Here is a 14961-nt window from a genome sequence, read left to right as displayed (position 1 = left end):
ATTTACTCGCCAGAGTAAGCGCAAGGGATTTTAGGCAAATGTTAGGACTTGTCGACTCAAGCCGGTCGGATCCACCGTCAGCGGTTGAGGATCTCGCGGTGATAGCGTGCCAGAAAAATAAGGCCCAAAGTGGCGAGAACCAGACCAACGCCATATACGAAGGCCGGATTGACCCAGGTGGCATCATAAGTCGCGTAAAACCCGCGCCGCATCTCTCCGACAACATGCACCAGCGGGTTCAGGGCCAGATAGTCGCGAAAGGGTTGCGGGATGCTTTCCAGAATGAAGAAGATCGTCGAGATGATGAACAGGGGCCGCGTGATGATTGACCATACGCGCTGCCAGATCGGAAAGCGTGTGAGCAGAAAGCAGTTCATTACACCGACGCCAAACGCAAGAACCAGCGCCATGCCAAGCGCATTCAGGATGGCCGCATAGTTCAAAATATTGCCCGTGTCGAAAATCGTCAGCAAGCCATACATCAACATATAGAAAACAAGCAGCTGGGTCAGACCGTTCAGCAACAGGCGCGCGATGATTGCATCCAGATAGGTGACCGAGGGATAGAACAGCAACTGCCGCGAGAAGGTGATCGAGTTGGAGATCTTGTTGGATACGTCCATATACATCATGAATGGCAGAAAACCGGTGGCATAGAACAATGGAAAATTGTTTCCCAATGCCGGTGACCTGAAGGCCATCGAAAAGGCAATGGTCATGACCGCCAGGCCGCCGACCGGCTCCAGGATGGCCCAAAGATAGCCCCCGGGCGATCGCCCATAGCTTGTCGCCATTTCGCGCAACATCAGCGCTATGACTGTGCGCCACGTCTTGAAGTTACGGGCGTGCAGGCCCTCTGCCTTGAAGCTCATAAGCGTCTTTTGCCTTCATCCGTCGGATGATCGCAAGCGGAAACTGGCTGGCGCGACCGCGACAATTGCCCTTTTAACGGAAAATGTTTCAATGCTATAAGCCACCGGTCCATACTGCCGTGGAAGCTGCCAGACGAATGATTTACAACTGTCACCGAAAGCATTGATACACTCGGGAAAGATGCGGGCAGACAAAAAGACGCGAATTGGTTGTCGCCCAACACTACGAGAACGGCGTCTGCGAAGGATACCCCATGAACAAACCCGAAGCTGCCAAGATTGACACCCAAGCTGCCCAGCCCGGATCAGCGGATGGCGATATGCAGTCTTCCGACACGTCGCCTGATCGGCAGGCTGCTGCGACACCCGCCGCTTCGACGCCCGATGCGCCTGCGACCTCGGGGGATACGCCGCGGACGGACGCCGAACACGACACTGATCAGAAAGCGAACCAGGGTGCCGTGACGCCGGCGCCACAAGCCCAAGCAGCGAAAGCCGCTCCCAAGTCCGAAACACCCAAAGAACCCAAAGTGATGGTCGCCCCGATGGCGCAACCCGCCCGGATCAAACCGCGTCACAGGGCTGTCATGGCCAGTTTTTTCGTCGTGGTTCTTCTGCCCTTGCTGTTTGCGGCCTGGTATCTTTATGCGCGGGCGCTGGATCAGTACGTGTCCTATGTGGCATTCACGGTGCGATCGGAAGATGTGAGCTCGGCGTCCGATCTTCTGGGCGGGCTGAGTGCGTTTGGCAGCGGTGGGTCCGAAGACACCGACATTCTGTACGAGTTCATCCAAAGCCGCGAACTGGTCAGCATCATTGATGATGAGATCGACCTGCGCTCGATCTATGCGGCCAGCTATGAAACTGATCCGTATTTCTCGTTCGATCCAGAAGGCACGATCGAGGATCTTGCGGAATACTGGTCGCGGGTCGTCAAGATTTTCTATGACAGCGGAACGGGCCTGATCGAAGTCCGGGTGCATGCATTTCACCCGCAGACGGCCAAGGATATTGCGGAACGCATCTTTGATCGCAGCTCAGCCATGATCAACGACCTGAGCGCCGACGCCCGCGCGGATGCAACACGATATGCCAGCGAAGAGCTGGATTTCGCGGTTGAACGGCTGAAGGAAGCGCGTCAGGCGATCACCGAATTCCGCTCGCGCAATCAGATCGTCGACCCTGCCGCTGAAATCGGTGGCCAGACGGGCCTGATGTCGGCATTGCAGGCGAAACTCTCGGATGCCCTGATCACTTTCGATCTGCTGCGGGAAAGTGCGGGCGCAAACGATCCGCGCATGGCGCAGGCCGAATTGCGTATCGAGGTCATTCGCGAACGCATCGAAGAAGAGCGTCTGAAATATGGCGCGGACAGCTCGGCAGAACGGAACTTCTCGACCCTTGTGGGTGAATACGAAAGACTGGCCGTCGAACGCGAATTCGCCGAGCAGACGTATCTTGCGGCTCTGGCGGCACTGGATTCGGCGAAAATCGAAGCCCAGCGACAAAGCCGTTATCTGGCGGCCTATATCAAGCCGACCCTGGCCGAACGGGCCGAGTATCCGCAGAAAGCCCTGATGCTTGGTGTGCTTGGGGCATTTCTGTTGTTTACCTGGGCGATCGGTGTCCTGATCTTCTATGCAATCAAGGACCGCCGCTGATGATCAAGATCCACGACTTGTGGAAAACCTACTATATCAAGGGTCAGGGGAAAACGGTTGCGCACAACATCAACCTGACATTTCCTACAGGAAAGTCGGTTGGATTGTTCGGCAGAAACGGTGCGGGCAAATCGACCCTGCTTCGGATGATCGCGGGTGTCGAAGATCCGGATTCCGGCTCTATCGAATCCGATGGGTCGATTTCATGGCCGGTCGGCTTCAAGGGCAGCTTTCACCCGGAATTGACCGGTGCCCAAAACACACGGTTTGTTGCGCGGGTCTATGGCGTCGATACAGACGAATTGATCGACTACGTGATGGATTTCGCACGCCTTGGTGGACATTTCCACGCGCCGGTCCGCACCTATTCGGCGGGAATGAAATCCCGCCTCGCCTTTGGAGTGTCGATGGGGATCAATTTTGACACCTATCTGATTGACGAAGTAACATCGGTCGGTGACGCGTCCTTCCGCAAGCGCAGCAAGCGGATTTTGCGGGACCGTATCGGGGCAAGCGCGGCGATCATTGTTTCGCACTCGATGCCGCTGATGAAGGACCTCTGTGATTCAGGTGTGGTCATTGTTGATGGCCATGCCCAGTGGTTTGATGCGGTCGAAGACGCGATTGCGTTCCACGAGGATTACATGAGCACGCGTTGATCATGCGAATGGTTCAGCGAATGTTCTGTTCAGCACTGCGCGACTGAACAAAGTCATAAAGCGCGAAATCGCATGCATTCTCTTCGTGAAGAAATTCCAGAAGGCGTTGGTCTTGGAACACGTCTTTCGGAAAATGATAAGGGCTGACATTCTTGCGTTTCTTAGGCTGATAGGCCTGCCCCGATACACGCTCGATCAAGGTGGGAAGTGTCGCTTCGGTCGCGATCAACTCGTAAACCCGAAGTCGCTGTTCCAGCTCATCGAGTGATGTCGTGGGGTGACGTTTTCCCAACACCATCTGCGATTGAAAGTTCAAAAACAGCTGCCTGGACCCATGCAGAAGGTCGATGATCTGCCGCGGATCGGACGTGTCCGCGGCCCGAATCCGTTCAGAGATTTCTTTGATCTGGGGGGGATGAGCGTTGTAAAACGAACGACCACGCTTTCGAATTTCGATCAACCAGTTGAAATGAGACATGACCTGCGCGTCCGGCGCGCGAATGGCTGTGAAAAAATGTATGTGGCGGAAGGTGACGCGGGTCAGCGTGGCGCGCATCTTTGGAAAGGGCACGTGCCCGGACACCCAGTCATATCCCGCGATCTTCTCTCGTATCTTATGTGATTGTGAGAAGAGGGATTCGACATGTGCCTGACCCGGTGCCCGCGAGCGTGCAAGGTAGTGGTTCACTGTCGACCCGGCCGTTTTCGGCACGTGCACGAAGGCAATTATGGGCGACACTTTATTCATCTTTCACGTCTTCCCGCACAGGGCCAAAGGGCAAGGGGTTACTTCAGGCCATAGGTAAACTTGAACCTATCCAGCAGAGACAACCCCGATGCATCACCTTTCAAACGAAGCTGATTCAGAAACTGTTCCCGCTCGTCTTCCGGCAACAGGTCTTTTGTCCAGACACCTACTTCCCACAATGAAAAGCGCCGCCGGTAAACCAGGTCTTTCTTGAACAGCGGAGACGCCATGTATTTCGGAAAGAAATACGCACCGCTGTGGATGGTCGACGTTGTCCCAAGATGACCACATACCTCGACGATCCGATCTTCCGGGTTTTGCGGCGTGTCCTTCAGCCGACCTTTTGCGGGCCAGGGGATCACCGCCTCAAGCATTGTCTCATCGACGCCTCCCGACTGGGTCAGGATGGTGTGCAGCTTGTCAATGGAATAGATCACCTTGGTCGTTCGGGCGCTGTTCAGCATGGCCCGTGTAAGCCCCTTCTCACCCAGATCAATTGCAAGCACCCGGTTGTTCGATGGGACGTAGTTGCGCCAGAAATCCAGGAATGAGCGGGAGGCAAAAACATGTGCGCTGATGCTCAGCGCGAAGGACTGAAGGTGATAATCTTCTCCCCAGTTCTCATAGGCGACAATCACGTCTTCCTCGTCCAGCAGCGCATCGACAAAAGCCTCCAACCCGCGAGACGCGTAAAATACGCTGTCATTCAGGATAAGGAGTCGGTCCGGGGTCAGCCCGGCCGTGACCATATGCTTCACGGTGTCCTTGTAGCACCCGAAATCGAAACCCTGATTGCCGCGCAGGATAATCGTGTGGCAATGGTCATTGAAAAACGATCGTTGCTGGTCTGACAGGGCATGATTGCAGGCCAGCAGGATGTTCACATTCCGCGCGGATAGCATCTGGATGATCCGTTGGACGCTGTCGGACACGGTTTCGCCCGGTTCATAATAGACGAAGATCGCGAATACCCCGTCGGAGGTGTCCGACAAGACCTCGACGTCTTTTATATCATCGACATAGTCGCGCAATCGCCATCGGTCCCGGAGCCGGTCAAACGCGACATAGCGGACCCGAAACACCGCCCACGCGACCCATTGCAGAACGCGCCAGAACGGGTTTCTTTTGCCGGGCCGGATACTCATCGGATTACCTTGTGCCATTACCCGTGCATGACAGCGCAGTCGCGGGACCGCAATAAGGCCAACAAGCACGTTCTTCAAAAGCACCGATACCTTACCCACCATGTGCAAGACAAGCGTCCAGGCGAGTGCCATCGAGACATATCCTGGCCTGGGCACGCGTGGTAGATAGGGCTATTACCCTGACAGAATATGGCTTCGGCTTGTAAATTCACATCGGCTACCCCTAGAACACGACAAATGCCCGCGCAGTAAGGGTGGCAATAGCCGATGAAATTCGCTTATGCATGATGCGTTGTTTGACTGATCAAGGGTTTTTGAGATGAAGATAATGGTTACTGGCGGGGCAGGGTTTATCGGGTCCGCCGTCGTTCGCCAGGCAATTCGTGAAAACCTTGAGATCGTCAATGTCGATGCTCTGACCTATGCGTCCTGCATCGAGAATGTAGCTTCGGTGTCCAACAGCCCGAACTACGCGTTTGAGCACGTCGACATTCGCGACCGCGCGGCACTTGATCGTGTTTTTGAGGGGCATAAGCCCGATGCGGTGATGCACCTTGCGGCAGAGAGCCATGTCGACCGATCAATCGACGGCCCTTCGGATTTCATCGAAACCAACATAAACGGGACCTTCAATATGCTGGAAGCCGCGCGCGCCTATTGGCAGGATTGCGGCCGACCGGATGGATTCCGATTTCATCACATTTCGACAGACGAGGTGTTCGGGACGTTGTCGGATGACAAGGAAGAACTTTTCACCGAACAGACTTCCTATGATCCACGCAGCCCGTATTCGGCGTCCAAGGCGGCGTCTGACCATCTGGTGCGTGCCTGGCATGAAACCTATGGCCTGCCGGTCGTTCTGACCAATTGTTCAAACAACTACGGGCCATATCACTTTCCCGAAAAACTCATCCCGGTGGTGATCCTGAACGCGCTCGAGGGCAAGGCGCTTCCGATCTATGGCGACGGGTCGAATGTGCGTGACTGGCTTTATGTGGAAGATCACGCGGATGCGTTGCTGACGGTTATCCGGCATGGGAAGATTGGCCGGTCCTACAATATCGGGGGCGAGAACGAGCGAACCAACCTTGAGCTTGTGACGACCCTCTGCCGTATTCTGGATGACCTGCGCCCACGCGATGGTGGGCCCTATGAAAACCTGATCACCTTCGTGACTGACCGTCCGGGGCACGATGCCCGCTATGCCATTGATCCGACCCGTATCCGCGACGAGCTGGGCTGGCGCCCGTCCGTGACGATCGAAGAGGGCCTGCGCAAGACCGTCCAATGGTATCTGGACAACGAAGAGTGGTGGCGTCCCCTTCAGAAACGCGATGGGGTGGGCAAACGATTGGGGACAGGGTAAACCTGCCCATTTGAAGGACGCCACGTTATGAAGATCCTTGTATTTGGTAAGACAGGACAGGTTGCGACAGAGCTGCAGCGCCTGGCCGATGTGCATGCTCTGGGTCGACAGGATGCGGATCTCGCCAACCCCGACGCCTGCGCCGCCATCATCCGGGATGCCGACGCCGATGTCGTCATCAATGCCGCCGCATATACCGCGGTGGACAAAGCCGAACAGGAAGAAGACCTGGCCACTTTGGTGAACGGGCATGCGCCCGGCGCGATGGCGCGGGCGGCCAGTGCAAAGGGCATCCCGTTCCTGCATATCTCGACCGACTACGTGTTCAGCGGTCAAGGCGACACCGCCTGGGCGACGGACGATCCGGTCGCCCCGCCCAATGCCTATGGCCGTTCCAAGCTTGTGGGTGAACAGGCCGTGCAAGCTGCTGGAGGGGCTTTTGCGATCCTGCGCACAAGCTGGGTGTTTTCATCCCACGGTGCCAATTTTGTGAAAACGATGTTGCGCCTGTCCGAAAGCCGCGATGAACTGAACATTGTGGACGATCAGATCGGAGGTCCGACCGCCGCAAAGGACATCGCACAGGCTCTTCTGACCATGGCCCATGCATTGGTGGAGGGGTCGCCGGGTGGCGTCTTTCATTTCGCAGGCGCGCCAGCAGTCAGTTGGAAGGACTTCGCCGTCGAAATCTTTCGCCAGGCTGGGCGGTCTGTTGCAGTCACGGGAATCCCCACATCTGATTTTCCGACCCCGGCGGTCCGGCCCCTTAACTCGCGGATGGATTGTTCGGCGCTGACAGAGGCATTCGGCATTCGACAGCCTGACTGGACAGAGTCGCTGGCAATTGTTCTGGAAGAACTGAAAAACGCCGACTAGGTTTGGCGGGATAGGGAAGTGAACGCATAGATGGACAGAAAAGGCATTATTCTGGCAGGCGGGTCTGGGACGCGGCTTTACCCGATCACCATGGCCGTTTCAAAGCAACTGCTTCCGGTTTACGACAAGCCGATGATCTTCTATCCGATCAGCGCGTTGATGCTGGCCGGGATCCGCGAGGTTGCGATCATCACAACACCGCAGGATCAGGCCCAATTCGTCCGAATGTTGGGGGATGGGTCCGACCTTGGCATGTCCTTCACCTATATCGAGCAACCTTCGCCCGACGGACTGGCTCAGGCTTTCATTCTTGCCGAGGATTTCCTTGCGGGCGCACCCTCGGCGCTGGTTTTGGGTGACAATATCTTTTTCGGGCACGGACTTCAGGACCTGCTGCGCGATGCCAGCCAGCAGTCGACGGGTGGCACGGTGTTTGGCTATCGCGTTGCCGATCCGGAACGCTATGGGGTTGTCGGCTTCGATAGTGAAGGCAAGGTAAACACAATCATCGAAAAACCCGCCAAACCACCATCGAACTTTGCCGTGACCGGGCTTTATTTTCTGGACGGAAGCGCCCCGGAACGCGCCAGGGAAGTGACCCCATCAGCGCGCGGCGAGCTTGAGATTACATCTCTTTTGGAAATGTATCTGAACGAAGACAAGCTGTCAGTGCAACTCATGGGCCGGGGATATGCGTGGCTGGACACCGGCACGCATGGCAGCCTTTTGGACGCCGGGAACTTCGTGCGAACTCTTGAGAAGCGGCAGGGGCAGCAGGTCGGTTGCCTGGAAGAGATCGCATTTCACAACGGCTGGATCAGCAAGGATGCGCTTCGCGCGCGGGCAGATTACTTTGCAAAGAATGATTACGGGCGCTATCTGTCGTCTTTGATGTCAGAGTGACCACCGATGCACGATAACGTCCAGACCAAGCGTTCAGACCCACATGTGGCCATTTTGCTCGCGACCTATAACGGGGGCCGGAATCTGTCCGAGCAGCTCGCCAGTATCGCAGAGCAAAGCTATGACAATTGGTCTTTGATCGTCAGCGATGATGGCTCGACCGATGATACGCTTGAGATCGTGCAGGGTTTTGCACAACAAGGTCACACCGTTACGATACTGAACGGGCCGAAGAGCGGGGCGGCAGCCAACTTCATGTCCCTTGTCCGTCGATCGGCGGATTTTGCACCTGCCGACAGTTGGCTGTCCTTTTGCGATCAGGATGATGTCTGGCTGCCCGACAAGCTTGCACGCAGTGTTCAGGCGCTGCGCACGCAGGATGACGATACGCCTGCACTGTATTGCAGCCGAACCTGGATCACGGACGAGACGCTGACAGAACGGCGACTGTCGCTTCCGCGCCCGCGCCCGCTTGGGTTTCGCAATGCTCTGGTGCAGAATGTTGCATCGGGAAATACGATCGTGCTGAACGCGGCGGGTACGCGTCTGGTTCAATCTGCTGCCGTGGATACTCATGACGTTGTGGTGCATGACTGGTGGACGTATCAGGTGATTGCCGGTGTAGGCGGCAGGCTTGTGCATGACGATCAGCCGACATTGCTCTACCGGCAACACGCCTATAACGAGATCGGCGCCAACGATAATGCCAAGGCAAAACTTGCACGTATCTCGATGCTGCTCAGCGGGCATTTTGCAGAATGGAATCGGATGAATGCCAAGGCACTTGCTGCATCCGCTCATATGTTCGAACCGGAAAATCAGGCGCTTTTGAATGATTTCACGCGCATCCTGAACATGCGCCGAAGGCACAGTTGGCGGGTGTTGCGCAGGATGAAACTTTACCGTCAGACATGGGCAAGCACGGCGGCGCTGTGGTTTGCGCTTGTGATGCGCCGTTTATAGGTGCGGGTGGTGCGTCAAGAAGGCCACCGGATCGCACCTTTCGGGTATCGGCATTCTATTGTCACACACAGAATGTATCCGAGAATCAGGGTTGTTCCAGATGCACCCACAGCATAGTGTGGCGCGCAGTATATCTGGTGTTTGCGGGGACACGATGCGCTTTGTTCTAACGGCTTTTCTGATGCTTGCACTGGCAAGTTGCGGCTTGCCACGCGGCGGTGCCTTGCAAAGCGAGATCATCGGAAACGAGGCTGAGACAAGATCCGATATCGCGATTTACAGAGTGTCGCGCGAAATGCTTGGCACCATGTCGCGGTGGCCTGCCCCGGACGCCAATTCCGGCTATAAATGGCCAGCCCGTGGAAGACCCGCAGCAGACAAGCCAATACGCCCGTTTGACACCGTTGATGTCGTTGTCTGGGACAGCGAAGAAAACTCGCTGCTTGCGTCGAATGGTCAGAACACGGTGCAAATGAAGAACATGCAGGTTTCTCCGGCGGGGACCATCTTCCTTCCCTTCGTCGGCACCTTGCATATTGCCGGCCTGCCACATTCCGCCGCTCGCGCCCGCGTTCAGCGGAAATATGAAGAGGTAATCCCCTCGGCCCAGGTTCAATTGAATGTGACGCAGGGCACGCGTGGCACGATATCGATGGTATCCGGTGTCTCTCGTCCGGGGCCGATTGTTGTCGATGACCCCAACTTCACCATCTTGAACGCCATTTCTGCCGCAGGCGGTCCGTCGGGCCAGATCGAAAACCCGCAACTGAAGCTGATCCGGGGCGACCAGACCTATCGCCGCCCGCTTCAGGACGTCTTGGCCAACCCGAAATACGATGCCCTGCTGCTTCCAGGTGACAAGATCGCGGTGGAACCCGACGAACGGTATTTCCGTTCGCTTGGTGCAGCCAGCAAGGAAGCGATCGTGCCGTTTTCCAGGTCAAGTATCTCGGCGCTGGATGCCATGTCGCTTATCGGTGGCTTGACGGACAACCGTGCCAACCCCAAGGGCATTCTTGTGCTGCGGGAGTATTCACCGAAAGCGGTGCGCGCTGATGCCTCTGGTCCGAACAATGAACGCAGCGTGTTCGTGATCGACCTGACCACGGCTGACGGCCTGTTCAGCGCCGGAAAATTCCAGATCCATCACGAGGATACAGTGCTTGTCACCGAAAGCTCGGTTGCGTCCGCACCCTTCCTGTTTGGCCTGATCCGTCAACTGGCAGGCACCGCATCTGACCTGAGTGATCTTTAACGTCAGATGCCTAACCCCGAGGGTGAAAGCACCCGACGCAGATGTCAGGCTTCCCGGCCCAGGTGACGCTCCCCGCGTGCGCGGGCGAGCGCCATTTGTTTCTGGCGTTCGCGGAAACGGTCACGGCGCGGTTCGTCGAACTCGTCGATACATTGGTGGCAGCTGACGCCATCTTCGTATTCGGGGCGGTCCTTGTCCGACGGCAGGATCGGGCGGCGACAGGCGTGGCACAGCTCGTGCGGGCCTTCGGCCAATCCGTGTTCAACGGACACGCGGTTGTCGAAGACGAAACAGGCACCATCCCATTTGCTGTCCTCGGCGGGCACGTCCTCCAGATACTGCAAGATACCACCCTGAAGGTGATAGACGTCCTCGACCCCCTGGCCAATCAGGAAGTTGGTCGATTTCTCGCAGCGAATGCCGCCCGTGCAGAACATCGCCACACGCTTGTTGTGAAACCGGTCTTTGTTCTTTTCCCACCATGCGGGAAATTCGCGAAAAGTCTTGGTTTTTGGGTCAACCGCACCTTCAAACGTACCAATGGCGACCTCGTAATCATTGCGGGTGTCAATCACCACCACATCGTCTTGTGAGATCAGATCGTTCCAATCCTCGGGCTTCACATAGTGCCCGACCGAGGCGCGCGGATCGACATCCGGCACTCCCATGGTCACGATCTCTTTCTTCAGCCGGACCTTCATCTTGCCGAAAGGCTGCTCCCGCGCGGTGGATTCCTTCCAAGACAGATCACCGCAGCCGGGCAGGGCGCGAATATGCGCCAATATGGTGTCGATCCCCGCGCGCGACCCCGCGATGGTGCCATTGATGCCTTCCTGCGCCAGCAGAAGCGATCCGGTGACCCCTTCGCGCTGGGCAACCTCCAGCAAAGGCGCCTGCAAGGCCGCGGGGGTGTCGAAACGGGTGAAGTGATAGAGTGCTGCAATCGTATACATACGGGCGGCATACGCCCCTCTTTTCAAAGGATCAAGTCCGCCTATCGCTTGACCCGCCCACAAGCGATCCTTACCCATTGAGTTTCAAGGAGGTTCCCCCATGCGTGACGCAACCGAAGCCCTGATCGTGATCGACGTTCAAAACGACTTCTGCCCCGGCGGCGCGCTGGCCGTGACGCGGGGGGACGAGATCATCCCGATGATCAACGAAATGCTGCCCGACTTTCAGGTCAAGGTGTTCACACAGGACTGGCACCCGGCGGGTCACAGCTCTTTCGCCTCGACCCATGCCGAGAAAGAGCCATATCAGACCATCGAAATGCCCTATGGCACCCAAGTGTTGTGGCCCGATCACTGTATTCAGGGCAGCATCGGCGCCAGGTTCCACGACCACCTGCATCGTGACCGGGCCGATCTGATCATCCGCAAGGGGTTCCGGGCCGAGATCGACAGCTATTCCGCCTTCTTTGAAAATGACCAGACAACCCCCACGGGGTTAGAGGGGTATCTGCGCACCCGTGGTGTCACGAAGCTTACTCTGGTCGGGCTGGCGACAGATTTCTGCGTCGCCTATTCCGCCGTTGACGGTGCGCGCCTGGGATTTGAGGTGACGGTTCTGGAACGCGCCTGTCGCGCCATCGACCTTGACGGCTCACTGGACGCTGCGCGCGCCGAGATGCGCGCCGCCGGCGTCAAACTGGAGGCGTAGATGGTCGATATTGCCAGCCGGGTCTACAACCATCACTGGAAGATCGACCCGATCGTCCGGTCACTGATCGACACCGATTTCTACAAGCTCCTGATGTGCCAGTCGGTGTTCCGCAACAAGCCCGACACCACGGTCACCTTCAGCCTGATCAACCGCACCAAGTCGGTGCCGCTGGCCGATCTGGTCGACGAGGGCGAGCTGCGCGAGCAGTTGGACCACATCCGATCCCTGAGCCTGTCGCGTGGCGAAAGCACATGGCTGCGCGGCAACACCTTCTATGGCAAGCGCCAGATGTTCCGCTCGGATTTCATGGAGTGGTTCGAGGGGATGCGCCTGCCCGATTACCACCTTGAGCGCGTCGGTGACCAATACGAACTGACCTTCGAAGGGTCGTGGCCCGAGGTCATGCTGTGGGAAATCCCCGCCCTTGCCGTGTTGATGGAACTGCGCGGCCGCGCTGTCCTGCGCGACATGGGGCGGTTCGAACTGCAAGTGCTCTATGCCCGCGCGATGACCCGGATCTGGGAGAAGATCGAACGCCTGCGCGAATTGGACGGGCTGCGCCTTGCCGATTTCGGCACCCGCCGTCGGCACAGCTATCTGTGGCAGGATTGGTGCGTGCAGGCGATGATCGAGGGGTTGGGCGACCGTTTTGTCGGCACGTCGAATTGCTCGATCGCCATGAAGCGCGATATCGAGGCGATCGGCACCAACGCCCATGAACTGCCCATGGTCTATGCCGCGCTGGCCGGGGATGACGCCGAACTGGCCCAGGCGCCCTATGACGTGCTGGCCGACTGGCACGAGGAGCACGACGGAAACCTGCGCATCATCCTGCCCGACACCTATGGCACCCAGGGCTTCCTGGACCGCGCGCCCGACTGGCTGGCAGGCTGGACCGGCATCCGCGTCGACAGCGGCGACCCCGCCACGGGTGCCGAGATCGCGATCAAATGGTGGAAGGACCGCGGCGAAGACCCGAGCCAGAAAATGGTCATCTTCTCGGACGGGCTGGACACCGACAAGATCATCGAACTGCACCGGCAATTCGCCGGCCGCGTCCGCACCAGCTTCGGCTGGGGCACGCTGCTGACCAATGACTTCCGCGGCCTCGTGCCCAACGACGCCCTCGCCCCGTTCTCACTGGTCTGCAAAGCGGTCGAGGCGAACGGACGCGCGACGGTGAAACTGTCCGACAACCCGAACAAGGCGATGGGACCAGAGGATGAGATCGCGCGGTATAAGCGCGTGTTTGGGGTTGGAGATCAGGTGGCTTCCGAAGTGCTGGTCTGAGCTTCTTCGGTGATCGCTGTCATCAAGAACTCGTATCCGCAAGGAGCTTGATAATCGTTCGGAAAATGCTCATCAAATTTTGAGAAAGTTTTTCGTAAGTATCTGGTTGCGAGTTCAAGCCAATAAATTTCCGGTTCTCGATCCATCATAGTCCCCACTGTGTGAAAGTTATGAGCCGGGTTTTCACAATATGTGGAGTTTTGCCACGACAGATGGTGCCAATGTGAGTGTACAGCAGCACTGAACGGCTGGAAAACGTAGTTGTAGAAATCTAGGCAGCCTGCCTCTTCCGCCATTTTTCGCGAAGTGATGCCATTCCAGTTTCCTAAATTGACCTCAAGAAGTTTATCGAAGATGTGGGAATCGACCCAGCTTTGTAGAGCGTTAGTGAAGTTTTGTTGTTGGTCGCGTTCTTCCTGATTTTCGATTTGTTTGAGTTGCTCGTTTCGGTGTGCAATCTCTAGCTTAACTCTACCTACTCCATCGTAGATATACATCTTTGCCCTCTCATTCGGATCTAAAAGTATCCAAGAAAGGGTAATAAAAATGTCAGCCATGGTTCGCAAAAGTACAGGGGCTATGTTCGGAGTCCAGATGCCCGGTGACTTAATGAAATCATTCGCAATCTCTGTTTGGCGCGCGAGGAGTGATCCTACGACTTGAGACACTTCAATATTGTCCAAGTCGAAACCTAAGGCAGTCCTGCGTTCGAGAAATTGCTGGCGTGTTATCCTAAGGTAATCAAGCGTGACACGCTCTGACTCAGTTTCAGCTTCCAGCTCTGGGAACGGGATGTGATGAGTTAGCTTGCAGTTTCCAAATCCCTCTACCGACCGCCAAAATTTTTCACGCCACGCCAAACTGTTTCTCTGCTTCATTGCCTCGTTGTCCAGTATCAACATTGGGGCCAAAGCCCTCAATCCCGAGGCTACCAATTTTGATTCATCAGTATCAGGGTAGTCGAAAACAGCTTCGATGTTCGAAAATGGACCTTCGATGTGTTTTGAAATTTTTAGCTTGCCTTGCGTCGCGGTCAGGTAGGCAACTGTCGCCATCACAATCGTTGAAATCTTGCTATGGCGATCATAAAGTTTGCCAAGTATCTCGGCTAGACGCCGCGAACCCAACGGCAAGTACTCTGTGTCATCGTTCTCAAAGACAAAACTCAAGGGGTGTTTGTCAAATATCTCATTGAGAGGCGAAAACCCCCGCCGAAGAATTCTCAAATTACGTTCGGAGGTTTCGTCTATTATCTTAAACACAGAATCCTCGGGCACCTGCACGAAGCTCGAGAATCGATTAATCGTAATTGTTTCGTCGTCGATAACTAACTTGAGTCTACTACAGAAATCTACGAGGGCATCCATGTCCCTTGGAGAAAACGGCTCGCGCAGAAACACTGCTAACCAAAACACCTCGGGTACAGCATCCGTTGCCCAACTATAGGGGCTATATTGCTCTCCCATAGCTGCAAGCAATGGGGGAATAAGTTTGGATTTCTTTCTAGTGTGGTCTTTCAGAACAGGCGACTTTACCACGGAACAACCTCGATAAAAAT

Annotated in this window: 14 protein-coding genes; 9 read left to right on the top strand and 5 right to left on the bottom strand. The window is 56.3% G+C overall.

The features are described from left to right. Nucleotides 1-77 precede the first annotated feature (77 nt). The gene (locus IE188_RS14265; protein ID WP_191287188.1) at nt 78-872 is read right to left on the bottom strand and encodes an ABC transporter permease; all 795 of its coding nucleotides are present in this window, start codon (nt 870-872) and stop codon (nt 78-80) included. 254 nt (nt 873-1126) lie between these two features. Here IE188_RS14265 and IE188_RS14260 point away from each other — a divergent pair, with 254 nt between their 5' ends. After that, nucleotides 1127-2533: a sugar transporter gene (locus IE188_RS14260; protein WP_229836848.1), complete on the top strand. Its 1407-nt coding sequence runs from the start codon at nt 1127-1129 to the stop codon at nt 2531-2533. Next, entirely contained in the window at nt 2533-3192 is a 660-nt protein-coding gene (locus IE188_RS14255) for an ABC transporter ATP-binding protein (RefSeq protein ID WP_191287187.1), read from the top strand. The genes IE188_RS14260 and IE188_RS14255 overlap by 1 nt, the downstream gene beginning before the upstream one ends. Before the next feature lie 13 nt (nt 3193-3205). Here the strand turns inward: IE188_RS14255 and IE188_RS14250 are convergent, their stop codons facing one another. Then, nucleotides 3206-3940, bottom strand: coding sequence for a hypothetical protein (locus IE188_RS14250; protein ID WP_191287186.1), 735 nt, complete (start codon nt 3938-3940; stop codon nt 3206-3208). Between the two features lie 38 nt (nt 3941-3978). Beyond that, complete coding sequence (locus tag IE188_RS14245) at nt 3979-5217, bottom strand: rhamnan synthesis F family protein (protein ID WP_191287185.1); 1239 nt, start codon at nt 5215-5217, stop codon at nt 3979-3981. Between the two features lie 187 nt (nt 5218-5404). Here IE188_RS14245 and rfbB point away from each other — a divergent pair, with 187 nt between their 5' ends. From rfbB to IE188_RS14220, 5 genes are all read left to right on the top strand, one after another. Beyond that, entirely contained in the window at nt 5405-6451 is a 1047-nt protein-coding gene (gene rfbB / locus IE188_RS14240; protein ID WP_191287184.1) for a dTDP-glucose 4,6-dehydratase, read from the top strand. Between the two features lie 27 nt (nt 6452-6478). Continuing rightward, nucleotides 6479-7327, top strand: a complete 849-nt coding sequence (gene rfbD / locus IE188_RS14235; protein ID WP_191287183.1) for a dTDP-4-dehydrorhamnose reductase — start codon at nt 6479-6481, stop codon at nt 7325-7327. Nucleotides 7328-7357: 30 nt separating this feature from the next. Further along, nucleotides 7358-8230, top strand: coding sequence for a glucose-1-phosphate thymidylyltransferase RfbA (gene rfbA / locus IE188_RS14230; protein ID WP_191287182.1), 873 nt, complete (start codon nt 7358-7360; stop codon nt 8228-8230). A 6-nt stretch (nt 8231-8236) separates the two neighbouring features. Then, complete coding sequence (locus IE188_RS14225) at nt 8237-9193, top strand: glycosyltransferase family 2 protein (protein WP_191287181.1); 957 nt, start codon at nt 8237-8239, stop codon at nt 9191-9193. Between the two features lie 154 nt (nt 9194-9347). Then, a complete protein-coding gene (locus IE188_RS14220; RefSeq protein WP_191287180.1) occupies nt 9348-10448 on the top strand; it encodes a polysaccharide biosynthesis/export family protein in 1101 nt (366 codons plus the stop codon). 44 nt (nt 10449-10492) lie between these two features. On the opposite strand, the gene trhO is transcribed toward IE188_RS14220, so the two are convergent. Further along, nucleotides 10493-11401 carry an oxygen-dependent tRNA uridine(34) hydroxylase TrhO gene (trhO, locus tag IE188_RS14215; RefSeq protein ID WP_191287179.1) on the bottom strand — a complete coding sequence of 303 codons (909 nt, stop codon included), beginning with the start codon at nt 11399-11401 and terminating at the stop codon, nt 10493-10495. 100 nt (nt 11402-11501) lie between these two features. Here trhO and pncA point away from each other — a divergent pair, with 100 nt between their 5' ends. Together pncA and pncB are read left to right on the top strand one after the other, a co-directional pair. Continuing rightward, nucleotides 11502-12110: a bifunctional nicotinamidase/pyrazinamidase gene (gene pncA / locus IE188_RS14210; RefSeq protein WP_191287178.1), complete on the top strand. Its 609-nt coding sequence runs from the start codon at nt 11502-11504 to the stop codon at nt 12108-12110. Continuing rightward, nucleotides 12111-13403, top strand: a complete 1293-nt coding sequence (gene pncB, locus IE188_RS14205; protein ID WP_191287177.1) for a nicotinate phosphoribosyltransferase — start codon at nt 12111-12113, stop codon at nt 13401-13403. On the opposite strand, the gene IE188_RS14200 is transcribed toward pncB, so the two are convergent. Further along, nucleotides 13376-14941 (bottom strand): DUF5677 domain-containing protein, encoded by a 1566-nt coding sequence (locus IE188_RS14200; RefSeq protein ID WP_191287176.1) that lies wholly within the window; start codon nt 14939-14941, stop codon nt 13376-13378. The genes pncB and IE188_RS14200 overlap by 28 nt on opposite strands. Nucleotides 14942-14961: the final 20 nt, after the last annotated feature.

This window comes from Aliiroseovarius zhejiangensis (assembly GCF_014656375.1).
Classification (GTDB): domain Bacteria; phylum Pseudomonadota; class Alphaproteobacteria; order Rhodobacterales; family Rhodobacteraceae; genus Aliiroseovarius; species Aliiroseovarius zhejiangensis.
Note: the sequence above shows the minus strand (reverse complement) of the source record. Positions and strands in the feature narration are given on the sequence as shown.

Excerpts from the sequence above, each read along its gene's own strand:
- rfbB (WP_191287184.1), top strand. The coding sequence starts at position 5,405 with ATGAAGATAATGGTTACTGGCGGGGCAGGGTTTATCGGGTCCGCCGTC.
- IE188_RS14260 (WP_229836848.1), top strand. The coding sequence starts at position 1,127 with ATGAACAAACCCGAAGCTGCCAAGATTGACACCCAAGCTGCCCAGCCC.
- IE188_RS14220 (WP_191287180.1), top strand. The coding sequence starts at position 9,348 with ATGCGCTTTGTTCTAACGGCTTTTCTGATGCTTGCACTGGCAAGTTGC.
- IE188_RS14225 (WP_191287181.1), top strand. The coding sequence starts at position 8,237 with ATGCACGATAACGTCCAGACCAAGCGTTCAGACCCACATGTGGCCATT.
- IE188_RS14265 (WP_191287188.1), bottom strand. The coding sequence starts at position 872 with ATGAGCTTCAAGGCAGAGGGCCTGCACGCCCGTAACTTCAAGACGTGG.
- trhO (WP_191287179.1), bottom strand. The coding sequence starts at position 11,401 with ATGTATACGATTGCAGCACTCTATCACTTCACCCGTTTCGACACCCCC.
- IE188_RS14255 (WP_191287187.1), top strand. The coding sequence starts at position 2,533 with ATGATCAAGATCCACGACTTGTGGAAAACCTACTATATCAAGGGTCAG.
- rfbD (WP_191287183.1), top strand. The coding sequence starts at position 6,479 with ATGAAGATCCTTGTATTTGGTAAGACAGGACAGGTTGCGACAGAGCTG.
- IE188_RS14250 (WP_191287186.1), bottom strand. The coding sequence starts at position 3,940 with ATGAATAAAGTGTCGCCCATAATTGCCTTCGTGCACGTGCCGAAAACG.
- IE188_RS14245 (WP_191287185.1), bottom strand. The coding sequence starts at position 5,217 with ATGGCACTCGCCTGGACGCTTGTCTTGCACATGGTGGGTAAGGTATCG.
- pncA (WP_191287178.1), top strand. The coding sequence starts at position 11,502 with ATGCGTGACGCAACCGAAGCCCTGATCGTGATCGACGTTCAAAACGAC.
- rfbA (WP_191287182.1), top strand. The coding sequence starts at position 7,358 with ATGGACAGAAAAGGCATTATTCTGGCAGGCGGGTCTGGGACGCGGCTT.
- pncB (WP_191287177.1), top strand. The coding sequence starts at position 12,111 with ATGGTCGATATTGCCAGCCGGGTCTACAACCATCACTGGAAGATCGAC.